The organism is Rhodoglobus sp. (assembly GCF_053580035.1).
Genome location: NZ_JBMDVL010000003.1, coordinates 165,948 through 183,838, shown reverse-complemented (window position 1 = coordinate 183,838; position 17,891 = coordinate 165,948). Strand labels below are relative to the sequence as shown.

Here is a 17,891-nt window from a genome sequence, read left to right as displayed (position 1 = left end):
ATTGACCGTGCATGAATAGGTCTTGATCGCAGATCGCTGCGGGCACAGACTGGGGCTACCTCCGATCGAAAGTAGGCCCATGTACTCCACGATTCCCCACTGGATCAATGGCTCAGCTACCGAGGGCGACTCGCCCAACCGTGGCGATGTCTTCAACCCTGCAACCGGCGCTGTCGCTCGCACGGTTCCTCTCGCATCCGTCGCTGATGTCAACGCTGGTGTTGCCGCGGCTAAGGCTGCCTTCCCTGAGTGGGGCAATACTTCGATCGCTAAGCGCACCGCGGTGATGTTTGCTTTCCGTGAGCTCTTCAACGCTCGCAAGGATGAGCTTGCCGCGATCATTACAGCCGAGCACGGCAAGGTGCTGTCGGATGCCGCTGGAGAGATCGCTCGTGGCCTCGAAGTTCTCGACTTCGCCTGCGGCATCGCGCACCTCAGCAAGGGCGAGTACAGCGAAAACGTCTCGACGGGTGTCGACGTGTACTCGTTGCAGCAGCCCCTCGGTGTGACCGCGATCATTAGCCCGTTCAACTTCCCGGCCATGGTGCCGATGTGGTTCTTCCCGATGGCTGTCGCCGCGGGTAACACTGTTGTGTTGAAGCCCAGCGAGAAGGACCCATCGTCGTCGCTCTGGATGGCTGAACTCTTCACCGAAGCCGGACTGCCGGATGGCGTGTTCAACGTAGTGCACGGTGACAAGGTCGCCGTCGATACCTTGCTCGAGCATCCCGATGTCGCCAGCATTTCATTCGTTGGCTCCACTCCGATCGCCAAGTACATTTACGAAACGGCTGCCCACCACGGCAAGCGCGTTCAGGCTCTCGGTGGTGCAAAGAACCACATGCTTGTGCTTCCGGATGCTGACCTCGACCTCGTTGCTGACTCTGCCGTCAACGCTGGTTTCGGTTCGGCCGGGGAACGCTGCATGGCGATCTCGGTCATCGTTGCTGTTGAGCCCGTTACCGACGAGCTGATTGCGAAGATCAGCGAGCGGATGGCCGGCCTCACGGTCGGCGATGGAACCCGCAATTGCGACATGGGTCCGCTCATCACACAGCAGCACCGCGACAAGGTCGCCAGCTACATCGACCTCGCTGAGACTGACGGCGCCACGATCGCTGTTGATGGTCGCGGCATCGAGATTGATGGTGACGCGAACGGTTTCTGGCTTGGCCCGACCCTGATCGACAACGTTTCGACCGATTCGGATGTCTACAAAGACGAAATCTTCGGCCCCGTTCTCAGCGTGATTCGTGTGGCGAGCTATGAAGAGGGTCTCGAACTGATCAACTCTTCGCAGTACGGAAACGGCACCGCGATCTTCACGAACGATGGGGGAGCGGCTCGTCGCTTCCAGCGTGAAGTTGAGGTCGGCATGGTCGGTATTAACGTTCCGATTCCTGTTCCGGTTGCCTACTTCTCCTTTGGCGGTTGGAAGAATTCGGCATTCGGCGACGCGAAGGCGTATGGCCCGGATGCGATCCGTTTCTTCACCCGCCAGAAGGCTGTCACCAGCCGCTGGCTCGACCCCAGCCACGGTGGAATCAACCTGGGTTTCCCGCAAAACAACGGCTAGCAACTGGCTGGCTTTCTCCGCAGTGGTAGCGGTCCCGTTTCTCGGGGCCGCTATCGCCGGTAGGATTGGCTTCTGTGGCTCTCACTATTGCAATCGTTGGACTCCCGAATGTCGGCAAGTCCACCCTCTTTAACGCTCTGACCAAGAATTCGGTGCTCGCCGCGAACTATCCGTTCGCGACCATCGAACCGAACGTGGGTATCGTCAACCTGCCCGACCCGCGCCTCAAAGTGCTGGCGGAAATTTTCAAGAGTGAGCGCATCCTGCCCGCTCCGGTCTCGTTCGTTGATATCGCCGGCATTGTGCAGGGCGCCAGCGAGGGCGAAGGGTTGGGCAACAAGTTTTTGGCGAACATCCGCGAGGCTGACGCTATCGCTCAGGTCGTGCGCGGTTTCAGCGACCCGGATGTTATTCACGTTGACGGCAAGGTTGATGCGGCATCCGACATGGAGACCATCAACACTGAGCTGATTCTCGCTGACCTGCAGACGCTGGAAAAGGCTGTTGCTCGTTATGAGAAGGAACTCAAGACCAAGCGCGTTGAGCCTGCCGTTCTCGAGGCTGCGCTTGCCGCCCAGGCTTTCCTCAATGAGGGCAAGCCGTTGTCGGCGGCAACGAAGATTGACCTCGAACTGATCCGCGAACTGGGTCTGCTCACCTCCAAGCCGTTTATCTATGTTTTCAATGTGGATGAAGAGGTGCTCGGCAGCACCGCAAAGCTCGCCGAATTGGCTGCTCTCGTCGCCCCCGCGAAGGCGATCTTCCTCGACGCAAAGTTGGAGGCCGAACTCATCGACCTCGACGAAGAGGATGCCGCAGAACTTCTCGCGAGCACCGGTCAAGACGAGAGCGGCCTCGACCAGCTCGCCCGCATCGGCTTCGACACTCTCGGCCTGCAGACGTACCTCACGGCTGGTCCGAAAGAGACTCGCGCCTGGACGATCCCGAAGGGCGCCAAGGCACCCCAGGCTGCCGGCGTCATCCACACTGACTTCGAAAAGGGCTTCATCAAGGCTGAGGTCATCGGCTTCGACGACCTCGTTGAGACCGGCTCCATCGCGGAGGCTCGCTCCAAGGGCAAGGCTCGCGTTGAGGGCAAGGAATACGTCATGCAGGATGGCGACGTCGTGGAGTTCCGCTTCAACAACTAGGGGTTTCCTGATCCGGGCGTAGGGGTATTCGTCCGCTCAGTGCTCAAGCACGACGTGTGTGAGGTCGCCAGAGAAAGAATTTGGCGCCATGAAGATCACAACCTCCGTGAGGCGAACACCTAGCGCGCTGAGACCTTCAGTGTGTTGACGGTTTTGGTGATGCGCTCACCGTCTTTCTCGAGGAAGACGATCTCGCCGAACTTGAGCTGCGACCAGTCGTCGCCCTCGGTCAAGGGCTCGGAGGCGAATATGACACCGGTCGCGTCATCCTCGCCGCACTCCTCAAAATCGTAGGTCGTTGCGTCGTCCTCGAAGTTGCGCCCCATCAGTAGGTACATCGGTTCGAGGAGCATCGAGAGCGCGAAGTCGTCGCTGTCGGGTGCTGACTTCCGCAGCTCCTTCCAGTCACCAGCGGGGTTGGACTCACCGTGGTGACCGAGGCCGACGTTGACACCGATGATGCGGCCGTCCGACACGAGCGCCATCTTCAGCTTGGTCAGAGCGCCTAGGTCGAGCTTCTTCATCGCCTGGGCGATCAGCTCAATGAGCTTTTCGATCGCTCGTTGGACGTCCTCATTGCTGTCGCCCTCGAGCAGCGAGAGGAGTAGCACGTAGATGAACTCGGTGTCCGTGTTCCCGCGCATCTGCTTGAGATACCGATCCTCGCAGTGCTGCAGCAGCTCGCGCTGCAGAAGCTGCCAGTTGGGCAGGTAGCCATTTTGGGCGACGATCCACGGGGTCTCCTCGAAGGAGAACGGGTGGCAGTTCTCGTCGACCATCACGACCTTCGAGTCGTACGCCGCGGCCCGCACATGCGCCAACATCGTGCTGGCCTGGAGGCTGGGGATCATCCGGGTGGCGTTGTCGTCGTAAAAGGCCGCCATGGGCCGGCGGTAGATGAAGGGTTCTTCGGGCTTCAGCAGGTGCTCGCCCCAGATCCCGAATCCCCATCCGGCCAACTGGAGCTCGGGGTGCCGTTCGGGGTCGAGTGCCTGGTTGATCAGGCTGTTCTCTGGCGTGAGGAGGAGGTTCTCCAGTGGTGTCTCAGGACCGAGGTAGGCGAGCACGCGGCACATACGTCTCCTTCGTTGGGCTCCTGTCATCCTACCGTTGGTGCATGTAGCCGGTGCTGGTCATCTGAACAGCACACCCAGGTTAATCGGCTACGGAATGCGGTGGAGTTCCGCTTCAACAACTAGCCGCGGCTCGCAGTGTCGCACGACGGCTTTCCGCGGTCGTGTCACTATGACGTATGACAACAAATCCTGTCCCGCGCACGAACACGCTCGCACTCATCGGCTTCATCGCCGCATTCATGATTCCGATCGTGGGAGTGGTGCTGGGCGCAATGGGTCGCAAGCAAATCACTTCGAGTGGGGAGTCCGGTCGCGGGCTTGCTCGCGCGGCGATCATCATCGGAATGTTGGGCACGCTGATCCAAGTCGCCTTCTTCGGATTCTGGCTGACCCTTATGACTGCTGGGATCGCGCAGAGCGGCCTTCTGGGCTAGGGCCTCGACCATGATTCGGTCCTTTTGGAAGAAGCACGTCAAGCCTCCGCTCCCGGACGAAACCGTGGATCCGTTCAGGGGAGGCGTTGGTGTTTTAACGAAAGATGGCGTCCTGGCCGGCCACATCGCGTCAGTCGTAGGGCACTTCGTATCGCCGTTGAGTCTCTTTCAGTAGACATGGTGGGTCTGGTACATCGTCGTCTGGGCCGACGGCACTCACGAGCTATCCCAGGAGGACTATCCGTCGTGGATCACCGTGCGGGAGCTGCAAGCGGGATATTTCGAATTCAGCGGGCACAAGTCGCCACACAACGGTCGCTACGACTTCGCTTGGCTCGACCAGGCCGAAGCGGCCGCTACGAAAGAGAAACTCGGCATTACCGACGAGGAGTTTTAGAGGCAGCACTCGCTTGCGTCACAGCCACTTGTCCGTAAGTCATCCCGTTTAAATTGCGCGGGAGTGTGCCGGTAAGCTTTTTCAAGCAGCACGGCCCGCCGAACACTTCGATCGAAGGAATCTCATGCCCGTTATCGCCATCATCGGAGCGGGCCCCGGACTCGGCGCAGCAGTCGCCCGCCGGTTCGGAACCGAAGGCTTCGCTGTCGCCCTGATTTCAAGGGATCAGTCGAAGCTCGATGCGCTCGCCGCGGAGCTTGAATCCGATGGCGTGACCGCCCGCGGCTACGCGGCTGACGTGCTAGAGCCAGAGGCTCTGGAGGCCGCACTCGCGCGCGCAGCTGCCGAGCTTGGGCCGATCACGACGCTGCAGTACAGCCCGCTCCCGGCACGCACTTATCTGAAGCCAGTACTCGAGCTGACCCCCGAACTCGCGCTCGAAGCGCTGCAGTTCTCAGCGCTCGGTCTCATTCATGCGGTGCGCACTGTGCTACCCGCGATGCGTGAGAATGGCGACGGCAGCATCATCCTGATCAACGGCGGAACCTCGGTAAAGTCACGCGCCGGCTTCGCAGGAACCTCGGTTGCCTTCCCGTCGGAGAGTGCCTACGGCGAGATGCTTCACGAAGCCCTCGAAGACGAGAATATTCGCGTGCGTCAGCTCATCATCCCGGGCGGCATTCCCAAGCTTCAGCTGCCCAACGGCATCGACGATGTGGCGTCACGCATCTGGGACATTCACGCCGCGGCAGGCGAGTTCCGCACGATGCTCATCCCGCTCGAAGATGGCCGCGAGTAGCGGGATTTTGGCTGCATTGCGAGAACTGATCGCGGGCGACATTGTGGCATAAAGACGATCCGCATCGGCCAGTGGACTTCTGGCTGGCTTCGCCGCCAAGTCGCGGCAGAGCCAGGGTCATTATGCTGGCTGTTTTTGCAGCCATGGGGGCTTACTTTTCCCTAGGCGCGTTTATCGCTGGACTTCCCGAGTTCTCGGGCGATTGGAGCAGCGCGCTCGTAGTGAGATCCCGTGACGACGAATGGGAATTCGAGCAAGCGTGGCACTACCTAGTTCCCGTGCTCTCGGTTTTGGTACTTTGTGTGATCGGGATGTTCGGGAGCCTGATCCATATCGTCATGAATCCGCGAGACGGGCGATCGGCCCCCGCATCGCGAGATGAGTAGCCAAGCGGCGTGGGGTCCGCGCAGCTACAACGTGGACCCCACGCGCCACTAAATGTCAGGCGTTAACGAGCACCGATTCGGCGGAGGCACGTCGTGCACGGGGTGCGGTTTCGCGCTCACGGATTGCGTCCGTCATTTCGGCGGGGTCGCCCAGTGCGCCAACGGCCATGACCGTGGTGGGGGTGAAGCGGCCATCGATTGCGAGGGCTGCTGCTGCGGCATCCGGGTCGAAGCCTGACATCTGGTGGCTAAAAAGTCCGTGGCTCTGAGCCTGGATCGTGAAGTAGGCAACGGCCTGGCCGGTGTCATAGGCGGCGGTCGGCTGGGCCTTGCCTTCAGCGTTGTGGTGTTCCGTGAGGAAGATGATCAGGGCTGAGGCAGAGCCGGCCCACGACTGATTGAAGCCACTAAGAGTGGAGAGGATCGCGTCGTGCTGGGCGGTGCCGCGACGAGCGACGATCATGCGCCACGGCTGGCTGTTATAGGCCGACGGTGCCCACCGGGCAGCTTCGAGAGCGTTCTGCAGCGCCGCCTCATCGAGCGGTGCGGCGGAGTCGAAATGGCGGGGGCTCCACCGTTCGGCCAGCACATCGAGGATGGGGGAGTCGGTCGCGGCGAGGCGGTCGTGAAGCATGGTCATGAAGGGGCCTTTCGAAATCCGGTGCAGAACAGATCTGCCATGTCGGAGGATGCAACCGACGTGCGCGTGGAGGTATTCCGTCGCGGGCAACAAACCCGTCCCGGAATCCGTCGTACAGTTCGATAAGTACGAAACGTTTTCCGTGTCTGTGCTGCAGACCGCGCGCTCAACCGAAAGTTCCCCATGCCTGACGCTCTACCCCTCTGCCCGAACTGCTCAAGCGACCTCGCCTACGAGATGGGTGCGCTGTTGGTGTGCCCGATGTGTGGTCACGAATGGTCGCCGAGTGAAGCGGATGCCGCTGCCGAAGCCGAGCATGGCGCTGCGGTCATCAAGGATGCGTTCGGTACTCCGCTCGCCGATGGCGATACGGTGAGCATCATTAAGGACCTCAAAGTTAAGGGCAGCACCACATCGATCAAGGTCGGAACGAAGGTGCGCAACATCCGCCTCGTTGATGGTGTTGGCGACCACGACATTGACTGCAAGGTTGACGGTTTTGGCCAAATGCAGCTCAAGTCAAGTGTGGTCAAGAAGGTGTAGCTGACACGTTCAACCTGAATCTCCCTCGGTAAAACTCTGGTGCGGCATAGTATGGCGACGTCACAGAGTTGAGACGAGATGAGGAACCGATGGTGCTCCCTACGGCAGGCTGGTACGACGATGGATCTGACCGACAGCGTTGGTGGGACGGCCAAGTCTGGACGGATCAGTATCAGGACCCACAACCGCAGGAGGGCGGGCTCGGCGGCGTCATCAACAGAATTGAAGCAGAGGCCGTTGCGGGTGCCCAGCCTCGACCAGCAGCGACCGGCGCGACTTACGTTGTGCTCCAAGTCATCCTGAAAGAGAAGCTCTGGGGCACCGGATCGGGAAACCTTACCGAACTCGAACAGGCGGTAAACGCTCAAGCGGCGCTCGGCTACCGCCTGCACACCATCACGACCGCTACGTCCGGGACCAAGGGCCTCGGTGGCGGTGACCGAATTCAGGCAACGATGGTCTTCGAGAAGCTCTCTTACTAGAGGCAGTTCACTTGTGCTGTGCTGCAAGCCTGCGCGAGAAGTCCCAGCTAGATGAAGGGCCGCAGGCGTAGGGTGACGGCATGACCGAAAAGCAGCCGTACACCCTCATCTCTGAGCATGATGGTTACGAAGTGCGGCTCTATCCCGCACACATCCTTGCCCAAGTTGATGCTGACGGTTCGTTTTTCGAGGCCGGCAATCAGGGCTTTCGTCCTCTCATCCGCTACATAAGTGCTTCGAATATTTCGATGACGGCACCGGTTATTCAAGCGCCGGGTGAAGCCAAGAGATACACCGTGAGTTTCGTGATGCCCGCCGGGGTGACGAGCGTTCCGGCACCCCGCGATGCCACCGTGCGCACTATCGACGTGCCAGAACAGCGTGTAGCTGCGCGACGATTCAGTGGCGGCTCGAACGAAGAAAAATACCAACAGAATGCGGATGCTCTGCTCGCCGCCCTCAAGCGTGACTGTCTTGCGCCCCTCGGCGCCGTCTATTTTGCTCGTTTTGACCCGCCGTGGAAGCCAGGTTTCCTCAAGCACAACGAAGCCCTCGTTGTCGTCCGCTAGCGACGCCACCACCCCGCCCTTCAGGAGCACATCATGACCCGTGTTGCCGCGATCGACTGCGGAACCAACTCAATCCGCCTCCTCATCGCCGACCTTGATGGGTTCGGCGGTCTGAGCGACGTCGTGCGCACCCTCGAAGTCGTGCGACTGGGGGAGGGCGTCGACCGCACCGGCCGCTTCAGCCCGGGTGCGCTCGACCGCACCCTCACGGCAGTACGCACCTACGCCGCGCTGTGCCGTGAGCATGGCGCTGAGCGCATCCGTTTCGTGGCAACATCTGCCACTCGGGATGCCGCCAACCGTGCCGAGTTCACCGACGCGGTCTTTGCGATTCTTGGCGTGCCGGTTGAAGTGATTCCCGGAACAGAAGAAGCCGCGCTGTCGTTCCGTGGCGCACTCACGGCGCTGCCCGCGTTCGGCCCCGACGACACCGCGCCAGCGCCGCAGCACCTCGTCGTCGACCTCGGCGGCGGTTCCACCGAACTCGTCCTCGGCGGCGACATCCCCGAAGCGGCATATTCGATGGATGTGGGCTGTGTGCGCCTCGCTGAACGCACCATCGTGAGCGACCCGCCTTCCGATTCTGAGCTCGCCGCCATCCACAGCGACGTCACCGCAGCCCTCGACATCGCCACCGCGACCGTCGACCTTTCGCAAGCGACGGAAGTCATCGGAGTCGCCGGCACCGTCACGACAATCACAGCGCACGCTCTCGGCCTCTCGAGCTACGACCCTGTCGCGATCAGCGGCAGTCGCCTTCCCCTCGCTGAGGTTCTTCGATCGTGCGAAGCTCTCACTCGCATGCCGCGCGCCGAACGCGCCGCCCTGCCCTACATGCACCCCGGTCGTGTCGACGTCATTGCGGCCGGTGCCGTCATTTGGGCCATCGTCCTGCAACGAGTGGCGGATGCCGCAGGCGCAGCCGGTCACCCGCTGGAGTGGATTACGACCAGCGAGCACGACATCCTCGACGGTGTCGCCCTCTCGCTGTGGAATAACGCCGACTCTGCACCTGTTCTGCCAGTATGACGAAAATTGGGTTCCTCTCCTTCGGACACTGGCAAGACGTTCAGGGGTCACGCACCCGCACCGGAGCTGACGCGTTGCTCCAGGCAGTGGAGCTCGCCGTTGCCGCAGAAGAAGTCGGAGTCGACGGTGCCTACTTCCGCGTGCATCACTTCGCGCGCCAGCATGCATCACCGTGGCCGTTGCTCTCCGCTGCCGCTGCGCGCACCAAAACAATCGAGCTCGGCACTGGTGTCATCGACATGCGTTACGAGAACCCGCTGGCGATGGCAGAACTCGCGGCGCAGGCAGACCTCATTGCCGCGGGACGACTCCAGTTGGGCATTAGCCGAGGCTCACCCGAAACTGTGATCGATGGATGGCGCGCTTTCGGTTATGAACCGACAGCGGGAGAGAGCGATGCCGATATGGCTCGCACTCACACTGACCTGTTTCGTCGTGCGATCGCAGGCGCTGGGTTCGCCCCCGGCAACCCGCAGATGACGGGCACGAGCGCTCTTCAACCAATCCAGCCGCAGGCGCCAGGACTCAGCGAACGCATCTGGTGGGGTGCAGGCACCCGTGCCACCGCGATCTGGACGGCCGAGCAGGGCATGAACCTCATGAGTTCAACGCTCCTCACTGAAGACACAGGGGTTCCCTTTGACGAGCTTCAGGCTGAGCAGATCTCTCTGTTCCGGGACACTTGGGCGAGTGCCGGGCATGCCGGCGCGCCACGGGTTTCGGTGAGCCGCAGCATCCTGCCCATTATCGATGACGAGACCGAGTACTACTTTGGTGTTCAGGGGCAAGTCGAACAACGCGACCAAGTCGGAATGCTCGACGGCTCGCGCTCCCGCTTCGGCCGCTCCTACATCGGAGGTCCCGACGTGATCGCCGCTGAACTCGCGCGCGATGCAGCAGTGCAGGCCGCCGATACTCTGCTGGTTACCGTGCCCAACCAGCTCGGGGTCGAGTTCAACACTCGTATCCTCGAGGCCCTCGTGACGCACGTCATGCCCGTGGTCGACGCAAAGATTGCGCCCTCAATGGCCTAAGAATCCGATCTCCTTGTCGGCGTCGCCCTCCCCGAACGTAGTAATCGAATCGAATCGAATCGAATCGGGGAAGGGGGCACCTCCGACGGTAAGCGTCGGGATGCGCCGAGACTTGCCACTACTCGTGCGCGCCTCTCTTGGCCTGCGGTCGACTCAGGCTGCTTCGTTCGCATTCGTGCTGGCGACGGAAGCGGTGTCGATGCCAAAGCCCGTATCGCTGCTTCGTCCGCCCCGTGCTGCGGCGTTGCGCCCAAACCGCTCGAGCACGCGCAGCGCTCGCAGCGTATTCCAGCGGCTGGGCTTGCCGTCGCCGTCCTCCATTTCGAGGTGAACGCTCCCCGGGTGGGTGTTCTCGAGTAGCCACCGCCCGTCTTCGCCGCGTTTGCTTTCGACAAGCGCGAGTGCTTCATCCATCCGTGGATCATAAGCAGTTCCGGATGCCCGAAAGTAGTCGAGCGCGCGCAGCACGTCATAGTGCCATCGTGGGGGGAACGAGAATTGCAGCCATTTGTCATTGACAACATCACCGGTGCTGAGCCGGCGCATTAGGTGACGGTCTAGAAGATATTCGTGGCCCCGCCAGCGAGCAAGTGCTACCGCATCGTTGCCATCAACGGCGTCTTCATATTCGCGCAGGCCGTCAAGCACCGCGAGAGTGGTGTGAAAAGAGCTGCGTACCGAACCGTTTTCGGCTTCACAGTTCCACCCGCCATCTTCCATCTGTTCGCCAAGCAATCGTTCGACGATCCCCTCAACCCGCATGCCAAAGTAGGCACCGATTCCCACCGTGAGCCCGTTAATGCACGGCTCTACTTCGCCATCAAAGAATCGTGAACCGTCATACTCCCAACGACTGTTCTCGCGCACGCGCGCCACAGCGCCGCGAACGCGTGAGGCCGCCGGATCCACCCCGAGCTCACGCAGAAATTGGAGACTGAATGCGGTCGCCGTCCAGGGCTGCCCAGCCCCGTTGTAATGTTCGGGAAAGTAAGCTCCGCCTGCCCACTGACCGTCGGCGCCCTGAAGGTCGAGCACGCGGGAGGCCCATCCCGTCGTTGCAACCTTCGCTCGCTCTGATGCGACAACCTCGACCGGGGCATTAGCGAGATCTCGCAAAGTTTGCCACCGAATTGATGGGTCGGAGTCCAAGAGCCATGTCGTGACATCCATGGCGACACAGTACTCCTCAGCAGGCATCCAGCACAGGCCACCGCGGCGAATCGACATCAGAACTGCGGCAATAATGGAAGGATGACGCCCCACGAGCTTTCCACCCTCGCCAACGAGACGTACGTTTCGTTGACCACCTTTCGCAAGTCAGGGGATGCGGTGTCGACCCCGGTATGGATCGTCGCGGATGGCGACCGACTGCTCGTGACTACTGCACCTTCCTCAGGAAAAGTGAAGCGCATCCGCCACACGGATCGTGTTGAGCTGACTCCTTGCGATATACGAGGCGCTGTCGCAGACGGCGCCGAAACCGTTATTGCCACCGCAGTTGTGCGCGATGATGCAGAAGCTCTAGAGGCGATGGATGCCGCTCTGCAGAAAAAGTACGGTGCCAAATACACGGCCATTCGGCTAGCGCAGAAAGTTCGGGGAACCGCAGGGCAGTCGGTGGCGGTCGAGTTGCGCGCCTAGGGTAACGGCTCGGGCGCAATAATTTTGCGCTACTAGTGACTATTTGTCGCGCCAAGGGATGTTTTGTCACTTTTCCGCGCAAAAACTGAAAATAACCTGTGGAGAGGCGATTTAGTGACGCGATTTTGTGTCACTATTGTGCATTACCCCTGAAAGGGGGTCAACTCTCGGTTCCCCCGAAACCGAGTGCACCCGTGATCGATGGAGTCCCCGTGTCCCGACCCCGCCACCGTTCAAGAACACTTAAATCTTGGCTCATTCGTATAAGCACGCCCGCATTGGCGACGCTGCTCACCTTGTCGCTCGCCAGCGGCGGCGCGATTGTGGCTCTCGCAGCGCAAAACAAGCTTGACGACTTTGTCGCCCAGACTTTCGGATGCTCCAACGCTACCGAGCTCATTGTTGTCGCCGATCCCACTATTTCGTCGACAGTCCAAACCGTTGCCAATGCTTTCAATTCAGAGCACATCGGCCAGTGCCTCTCTGCCAAGGTCGTGACGCAGCGTTCCGCTGACACTGCAGCCCTGCTTGCTTCGGGAACGTCAACCGGTGCCGACGCCTGGATTCCCGATTCGCCGGTGTGGCTCAATCGCGTGGAAAGCACTGCCACTTCACTCGGTCGCGAAGTCCCGGTAACTCAGGAGTGGGACTCGGTTGCATCGAGTCCTCTGGTGTTTGCGACTCCTGCGGTAAAGGTTGGCGAATTTGAGGCTGCAGAAGTCGGATGGTCGGCGGTACTTTCGGGCCGCTATCGCACTCTGCTACCCGACCCCGATAGCTCAGCCGCAAGCATGATCGCGCTCGCAACTCTCAACGATCTCGCTTCCGATGGTGATCCGGCCGATTTCGACCGAGCCCTCATCACTCTCGGTCGTTCCATTCCTGACTCCACTCAAGCGGCTTTCACCGAACTGCAAATTTCAGACTCGCGCATGGTTGCGTTGGCAACGGAGCGCGAAATTGTGGCGCACAATGCCTCCCATCCGGATGATCCGCTAGTGGCGCTGTATCCCGCTGAAGGCACGGCAGCCCTCACGTACCCTTTCGTACTCGTGGGAAACACAACGGTCTCGGAACTCGAATTGTCGCGCATGACAGAAGAGGAGCGTGCCACGATTGCAGAAGCAGAAACCACGAGGGCCTCGTTGCTTGAAGAGTTCGCCGAACTGGTCCGCGGGTCAGACGCGGTGCTCAACGCTGAAGGCTTCCGTGACAACGCCGGGGGAGGGGAGATTCTTGCTTCCGGTGTTATCGCCGCACCGACGGCAACCAAGTCGGTGGGAGACACCACCGAGCTCGTCTCGATCTTGCGCAACTGGAACGCACTCAACCTGCGCTCACGCATCCTGACGGTCGTCGACGTTTCTGGATCGATGCTCGAACGGGCTTGGGACGGGCAACGCCGCATCGAGATGTTCCAAAATGCTGCCGAAGATGCGTTCAGCACCCTTTCAGAAGACGACGAGCTCGGAATGTGGCTGTTCTCCAAAGAGCGCGTCGGAGCTGAGGATTGGGAAGATGTCGCCGGCATCCGCTCGATGAACGACCCCGAGCATGTCGAAAACCTGCAGGCGATCATCGACTCGCTACCCGCCCGCATCAATGGATACACCGGGCTCAATGACACTGTGCTCGCTGCCGTCACCCATGTGCGCGAAGACTACAACGCCGACAAGGTCAACTCAGTGCTGCTCATTACAGATGGGCGCAACGAAGATGACCACGGCATCTCGCTGCAGAAACTTCTCGACAACCTCACCGCAATGATCGACAAAAACACCGACGAACCAGTGCCTGTCGTGCTCGTCGGAATCGGGCCAGACACCGACGTCGAAGCGATGCGCAAGATTGCGCAAGCCACCGGCGGAACGGCCTACCAAGCAAACAACCCCACCGAGCTCAGCAATGTGATGCTCGAGGCGTTGTCCCAACGCGACTGCCGCCCGAACTGCAGTTAGCGAAAACACAGAGCACTGCGTCGCCCTAGCGTCGCAGTGCTCTGTGGCCCGAGTCGACGACGGAGGGACCCGTCAGAGCCTCAGGTCGATCACGCGCCAGCCGTCGGTGCTGTTTCGGCAGAACCGGCGGCTGGAACGCCGGCAGCAACATCCGAAGCCATTCGTGAACGCCGATCCAAATGGATGCCAGCAACCATGCAACGCACCGACCCGCCAGCCAACTCGATCGTCGGAATATCCAAGGGCACAATCTGGCAGCTAGCCTCAATCACTGAACGTTGCGCAGCAGTAAGGCTCGACAACGCGCGCGTCGACAACGCCAAGATGCGCCCACTCGAGCCCTTAAGCTCTAGTGCGTTTCCGGCAAAGTTAGCGATCTGGTCTGCAGTCAGATCGATGAGGGTGCGTCCCGGTGCCGTCAAGCGCTCCGCGATCTCCATCCGACGATCACCAGAAGCAATCAAATCGAGACCGATCATCGCGAAATCCGTGGCAATACACATCATCACATTGGTGTGATAAATCGGTACCCCGTGGCTATCACGGGCCTCAAACATCATCGGTTCATAACCGAATGAGGCGCAAAAGCGTTCCAGCGCGAGCGGATTCGCGCGGTGCGACTCCGCCGCATACGCAACCCGGTTGGTGTGGTCGATGACCATCGCGCCGGTGCCCTCAAGGTAAATTCCGTCGTGCTCTAGACCGGAATAGTCGACAACATCTTGCACGCGAAAGTCGTGCTTGAGCATTTCGACGACATCGGTGCGACGCTCAGTGCGACGATTCGGTGCATACATGGGGTAGACCGCAACACGGCCGCCACTGTGCGTCGAAAACCAGTTATTGGGGAACACGCTATCGGGGCGCGTGCTCTCCGTGTCTTCGAACACGTGGATGTTGACACCAGCGTCGCGCAACGTCTCCGCCACCATCGTCGACTCGGCATACGCGGCGCGAGCAATCTCATCCGGAGTGCGGGTGGGATCGGTCGACTGGAATGCGTTGTCGCTCGCGGTCTGACTATTCGGTGTAAACAGATGCGGGCGAATGAGAACGGCGGCGGACGGCGCTTGAACGCTCACTGAGGCCCTACGCGGTCAGCGCTGGTGCGCGCGAGACGAGTGAGAACAGGTCCTTCGGATCGGCGGGATTGGCGATGAGATCTAGATCTGTCGCGTAATCGGTGCCGCGAACAGCATCGAAAACGTAGCGCAACGCTGAGAAGTCTTCGATCGCGAAACCAACAGAGTCGAAGAGGGTCACTTCGCTTGGCGAGGTGCGACCGGCAGCGCGGCCAGCCAAGACTTCCCACAGTTCGGTGATCGGCGAGTCTGCTTCGAGCTGCTGAATCTCACCCTCGATGCGGGTCTGCTCGGGGAATTCAACAAACACCGTTGCATCGCGCACGATTGACGCTTCGAGCTCCGTCTTACCTGGGCAGTCGCCGCCGATTGCATTGAGGTGCATGCCCGGCTCGATCATGTCGGAGGTGAGAATTGTGGCATTCGCTTTGTCTGCCGTGCAGGTGGTGACGATGTCGGCGCCAGAAACGGCATCCGCTGCAGAGGTCGCGCGCACAATTTGGAAGCCGAGTGGTTCAAGGTTGCGGATGAACTTGTCGAGGGCAGCGGGATCGGTGTCCCAAATGCGCAACTCGGTTATACCAAAGGCTGCGCGGAATCCGAGTGCCTGGAATTCTGACTGGGTACCGGTGCCGATGAGGGTGAGCACTTGTGCGTCAGGGCGAGCAAGGGCGCGAGCGGCGAGTACTGATGTTGCCGCGGTACGCAACGCTGTGAGCAGCGTCATCTCTGAGAAGAATGTGGGATAACCGTTGTCAACTCGCGCGAGCATGCCGAGAGCGGTGACGGTCTGGAAGCCGTTTCCTGGGTTTGAGGGGTGGCCGTTAACGTACTTAAAGGCGTACGTTTCGCCGTCGCTTGTTGGCATGAGCTCGATAACGCCCTCTGCCGAATGAGCGGCAACGCGAGCGGACTTGTCGAACTGAGGCCACTTGGCATAATCCTGCTCAAGGTAGCTGACGATGCCCATAATGATTGGCTCGATTCCGGTGTCGGCAATCCAGCGCCCCATGTTGTTGACGTCTACATAGTGGACCATGTCACTCCCTTCGTTTCGGTGTTACTGGTTCCCACGTTACGAATATGCACTATGCACACACAACAACCATTAGACGCGATTAGTTCACAACAACTGAGCAAAATTGAGAGCGCTATTGTACAATTTGCTCATGCCTCAATTGGATGATCTCGACCGACGTCTTCTCGCCGCCCTCAGGGCCGACGCGAGAGAGTCAATCGCGAGCCTGTCACGCCGACTTGGCGTCACGAGGGCAACCGTCACTAGTCGTATTGACCGCCTCGTTAGTGGCGGAACGGTACTCGGATTCTCGGTTCGCATTCGCGAAGACCGGGACCCGTCGACTATTCGAGCAATATCGTTCATCGAGGTCGAGGGGCGGTCGACGGATGCCGTGATTCGCAAGCTGCGCGGAGTTCCTGAGATTCACGAACTCCACACCACAAATGGCGCCTGGGATCTCGTCGCTGACATCCGCACCGACAGCCTGAGTAACTTCGACAGAGTGCTGGCGAGCATGCGCAATGTTGACGGCGTCGTCAATAGTGAGACGAGTTTGCTGCTCAGCTCAGCGCTCCTCTAACCCTTTTTGGCAGTGGCATAGGCGCGAGCATCCGCCCAGCATTGCTATGCTGAGCTAACAACTGAACATCGGGCCGCAACACGATGCGGGAGAGCCGGGCACACGGCGTGGGTCATCTTTCTGACTAGACGCCAGCACGGCACCGAAGGAGCAAGCCTCCCCGCCAATCTCTCAGGTTCATGTACCGCATCGCACTGGCCACTCTGGAAAGAGAACCTCGCATCACCATGAGGTTCCGCCGACGGTGAAAGCGCACTAGTTTGAAGGTGCGTGAAGCTCTCAGGCTCATCACAGAGGGGGAGTTCTATTCACTAGCCACGCGCCGGGAGAACTCCGTGACCGATGTATCAAATTCTGCAGCATCACCAGCTGAATCTTCACCTGCTGTCGTGAGGTATTCGCCGCTGCACAGCATTCATGAGCAGTTGGGTGCCACGTTCACCGACTTCGCCGGGTGGATGATGCCGGTTCGATACAGCTCAGACCTTGCCGAACACCATGCGGTGCGCACGGCAGCCGGCATTTTTGACATCTCTCACATGGCCGAAATTCATGTGCGTGGTGCCGATGCTGGTGCTTTTCTCGACTTCGCGCTCGCTGGCAAGCTTTCCGGCATCGCCTTGGCTCAGGCAAAGTACAGTCTGCTGCTTAACGAGGCCGGCGGAATCATTGATGACCTCGTCACTTATCGTCTCGGTGATGATCACTTCTTGGTTGTCGCAAACGCGGGGAACCGTTTTGCCGCAGCGGTGGCACTTTCCGAGCGCGCTGCGGGCTTTGATGTTGCTGTCACCGATGAGAGTGACGATTACGCGCTCATCGCCGTGCAGGGCCCGGTTTCGCGGGCGATTCTCGAAGCGACTGCCGCTCTCACCGACTTCGCTACGCCGCTTGACGAACTCAAGTACTACCGCGAGACGGCCGCAACGTTCGCCGGCACCGACCTCATCATTGGTCGCACCGGTTACACCGGCGAAGACGGTTTCGAACTCTACATTCAGGTGGATGCCGCAGCCGACCTCTGGGCAGCGCTCACGGTCGCCGGCGAACCTCTCGGTCTCGTGCCCGCCGGCCTTGCGTGCCGAGACACTCTGCGCCTCGAAGCGGGCATGCCGCTGTACGGTCACGAGTTGAACCTCAGCACCTTCCCGGTCCAGGCCGGTCTTGGTCGTGTTGTTGCGCTCAGCAAGGATGGCGATTTTGTTGGCCGCACTGCAATCGAAGCAGGACCGGATGCCGGTGCTCGCGTTCTCGTCGGACTCACCGCCGAGGGCCGTCGTGCCGGTCGCGCAGACTATCTCATCTTCCACGGCGACACCGAGGTCGGAATCATTACCTCCGGTGCACTTTCGCCGACTCTGGGTCACCCGATCGCTATGGCCTACGTCGATCCCGACGTGAGCGAGATCGGCACCGAGCTTCACATTGATGTGCGGGGCAGTCGCATTGCTGCATCCGTTGTTTCCCTACCCTTCTATAAGAGAGAGGCCTGA

20 protein-coding genes and 2 riboswitches are annotated in these 17,891 nt (G+C 60.3%); of the genes, 15 read left to right on the top strand and 5 right to left on the bottom strand.

Going from position 1 to position 17,891, the window contains the following annotated elements; translation table 11 throughout:
- The first annotated feature begins 79 nt into the window (after positions 1-79).
- Both ACOH1Z_RS11730 and ychF read left to right on the top strand, forming a co-directional pair.
- Entirely contained in the window at positions 80-1,576 is a 1,497-nt protein-coding gene (locus ACOH1Z_RS11730) for a CoA-acylating methylmalonate-semialdehyde dehydrogenase (RefSeq protein ID WP_449648675.1), read from the top strand.
- A 74-nt stretch (positions 1,577-1,650) separates the two neighbouring features.
- The gene (gene ychF, locus ACOH1Z_RS11725) at positions 1,651-2,727 is read left to right on the top strand and encodes a redox-regulated ATPase YchF (protein WP_449648674.1); all 1,077 of its coding nucleotides are present in this window, start codon (positions 1,651-1,653) and stop codon (positions 2,725-2,727) included.
- A gap of 119 nt (positions 2,728-2,846) precedes the next feature.
- On the opposite strand, the gene ACOH1Z_RS11720 is transcribed toward ychF, so the two are convergent.
- Positions 2,847-3,803 (bottom strand): class II glutamine amidotransferase, encoded by a 957-nt coding sequence (locus tag ACOH1Z_RS11720; RefSeq protein WP_449648673.1) that lies wholly within the window; start codon positions 3,801-3,803, stop codon positions 2,847-2,849.
- A 176-nt stretch (positions 3,804-3,979) separates the two neighbouring features.
- Here ACOH1Z_RS11720 and ACOH1Z_RS11715 point away from each other — a divergent pair, with 176 nt between their 5' ends.
- The 4 genes from ACOH1Z_RS11715 (at position 3,980) to ACOH1Z_RS11700 (ending at position 5,819) form a co-directional block, all read left to right on the top strand.
- Positions 3,980-4,237 carry a DUF4190 domain-containing protein gene (locus tag ACOH1Z_RS11715; RefSeq protein WP_449648672.1) on the top strand — a complete coding sequence of 86 codons (258 nt, stop codon included), beginning with the start codon at positions 3,980-3,982 and terminating at the stop codon, positions 4,235-4,237.
- A 256-nt stretch (positions 4,238-4,493) separates the two neighbouring features.
- Positions 4,494-4,634: a hypothetical protein gene (locus ACOH1Z_RS11710; RefSeq protein ID WP_449648671.1), complete on the top strand. Its 141-nt coding sequence runs from the start codon at positions 4,494-4,496 to the stop codon at positions 4,632-4,634.
- Positions 4,635-4,758: 124 nt separating this feature from the next.
- Positions 4,759-5,433 (top strand): SDR family NAD(P)-dependent oxidoreductase, encoded by a 675-nt coding sequence (locus ACOH1Z_RS11705; protein WP_449648670.1) that lies wholly within the window; start codon positions 4,759-4,761, stop codon positions 5,431-5,433.
- Between the two features lie 122 nt (positions 5,434-5,555).
- Positions 5,556-5,819, top strand: a complete 264-nt coding sequence (locus tag ACOH1Z_RS11700; protein ID WP_449648669.1) for a hypothetical protein — start codon at positions 5,556-5,558, stop codon at positions 5,817-5,819.
- Positions 5,820-5,874: 55 nt separating this feature from the next.
- Here the strand turns inward: ACOH1Z_RS11700 and ACOH1Z_RS11695 are convergent, their stop codons facing one another.
- Positions 5,875-6,459 (bottom strand): nitroreductase family protein, encoded by a 585-nt coding sequence (locus ACOH1Z_RS11695; protein ID WP_449648668.1) that lies wholly within the window; start codon positions 6,457-6,459, stop codon positions 5,875-5,877.
- A gap of 183 nt (positions 6,460-6,642) precedes the next feature.
- Here ACOH1Z_RS11695 and ACOH1Z_RS11690 point away from each other — a divergent pair, with 183 nt between their 5' ends.
- The 5 genes from ACOH1Z_RS11690 (at position 6,643) to ACOH1Z_RS11670 (ending at position 10,116) form a co-directional block, all read left to right on the top strand.
- A complete protein-coding gene (locus ACOH1Z_RS11690; protein ID WP_449648667.1) occupies positions 6,643-7,002 on the top strand; it encodes a zinc ribbon domain-containing protein YjdM in 360 nt (119 codons plus the stop codon).
- An 89-nt stretch (positions 7,003-7,091) separates the two neighbouring features.
- A complete protein-coding gene (locus ACOH1Z_RS11685; RefSeq protein WP_449648666.1) occupies positions 7,092-7,484 on the top strand; it encodes a DUF2510 domain-containing protein in 393 nt (130 codons plus the stop codon).
- A gap of 80 nt (positions 7,485-7,564) precedes the next feature.
- Positions 7,565-8,053 carry an SOUL family heme-binding protein gene (locus ACOH1Z_RS11680; RefSeq protein WP_449648665.1) on the top strand — a complete coding sequence of 163 codons (489 nt, stop codon included), beginning with the start codon at positions 7,565-7,567 and terminating at the stop codon, positions 8,051-8,053.
- Between the two features lie 33 nt (positions 8,054-8,086).
- Complete coding sequence (locus ACOH1Z_RS11675) at positions 8,087-9,082, top strand: Ppx/GppA phosphatase family protein (protein WP_449648664.1); 996 nt, start codon at positions 8,087-8,089, stop codon at positions 9,080-9,082.
- Positions 9,079-10,116 carry an LLM class flavin-dependent oxidoreductase gene (locus ACOH1Z_RS11670; protein WP_449648663.1) on the top strand — a complete coding sequence of 346 codons (1,038 nt, stop codon included), beginning with the start codon at positions 9,079-9,081 and terminating at the stop codon, positions 10,114-10,116. The genes ACOH1Z_RS11675 and ACOH1Z_RS11670 overlap by 4 nt, the downstream gene beginning before the upstream one ends.
- A 153-nt stretch (positions 10,117-10,269) precedes the next feature.
- Here the strand turns inward: ACOH1Z_RS11670 and ACOH1Z_RS11665 are convergent, their stop codons facing one another.
- Positions 10,270-11,379 carry a prenyltransferase/squalene oxidase repeat-containing protein gene (locus ACOH1Z_RS11665; protein WP_449648662.1) on the bottom strand — a complete coding sequence of 370 codons (1,110 nt, stop codon included), beginning with the start codon at positions 11,377-11,379 and terminating at the stop codon, positions 10,270-10,272.
- Here ACOH1Z_RS11665 and ACOH1Z_RS11660 point away from each other — a divergent pair.
- Together ACOH1Z_RS11660 and ACOH1Z_RS11655 are read left to right on the top strand one after the other, a co-directional pair.
- On the top strand, positions 11,368-11,757 hold the full coding sequence (locus ACOH1Z_RS11660) for a PPOX class F420-dependent oxidoreductase (RefSeq protein WP_449648661.1): 390 nt from the start codon (positions 11,368-11,370) through the stop codon (positions 11,755-11,757). The genes ACOH1Z_RS11665 and ACOH1Z_RS11660 overlap by 12 nt on opposite strands.
- Before the next feature lie 296 nt (positions 11,758-12,053).
- Positions 12,054-13,715: a VWA domain-containing protein gene (locus tag ACOH1Z_RS11655; protein ID WP_449648660.1), complete on the top strand. Its 1,662-nt coding sequence runs from the start codon at positions 12,054-12,056 to the stop codon at positions 13,713-13,715.
- Between the two features lie 89 nt (positions 13,716-13,804).
- Here ACOH1Z_RS11655 and ctlX read toward each other — a convergent pair whose 3' ends face one another.
- Together ctlX and ocd are read right to left on the bottom strand one after the other, a co-directional pair.
- Positions 13,805-14,797, bottom strand: coding sequence for a citrulline utilization hydrolase CtlX (gene ctlX / locus ACOH1Z_RS11650; protein WP_449648659.1), 993 nt, complete (start codon positions 14,795-14,797; stop codon positions 13,805-13,807).
- Positions 14,798-14,804: 7 nt separating this feature from the next.
- Positions 14,805-15,836 (bottom strand): ornithine cyclodeaminase, encoded by a 1,032-nt coding sequence (gene ocd / locus ACOH1Z_RS11645; RefSeq protein WP_449648658.1) that lies wholly within the window; start codon positions 15,834-15,836, stop codon positions 14,805-14,807.
- A gap of 130 nt (positions 15,837-15,966) precedes the next feature.
- Here ocd and ACOH1Z_RS11640 point away from each other — a divergent pair, with 130 nt between their 5' ends.
- A complete protein-coding gene (locus tag ACOH1Z_RS11640; RefSeq protein WP_449648657.1) occupies positions 15,967-16,398 on the top strand; it encodes an Lrp/AsnC family transcriptional regulator in 432 nt (143 codons plus the stop codon).
- A gap of 76 nt (positions 16,399-16,474) precedes the next feature.
- Positions 16,475-16,595: riboswitch (glycine riboswitch) on the top strand.
- 1 nt (position 16,596) lies between these two features.
- Positions 16,597-16,699, top strand: a riboswitch (glycine riboswitch).
- Positions 16,700-16,733: 34 nt separating this feature from the next.
- The gene (gene gcvT / locus ACOH1Z_RS11635; protein WP_449648656.1) at positions 16,734-17,891 is read left to right on the top strand and encodes a glycine cleavage system aminomethyltransferase GcvT; all 1,158 of its coding nucleotides are present in this window, start codon (positions 16,734-16,736) and stop codon (positions 17,889-17,891) included.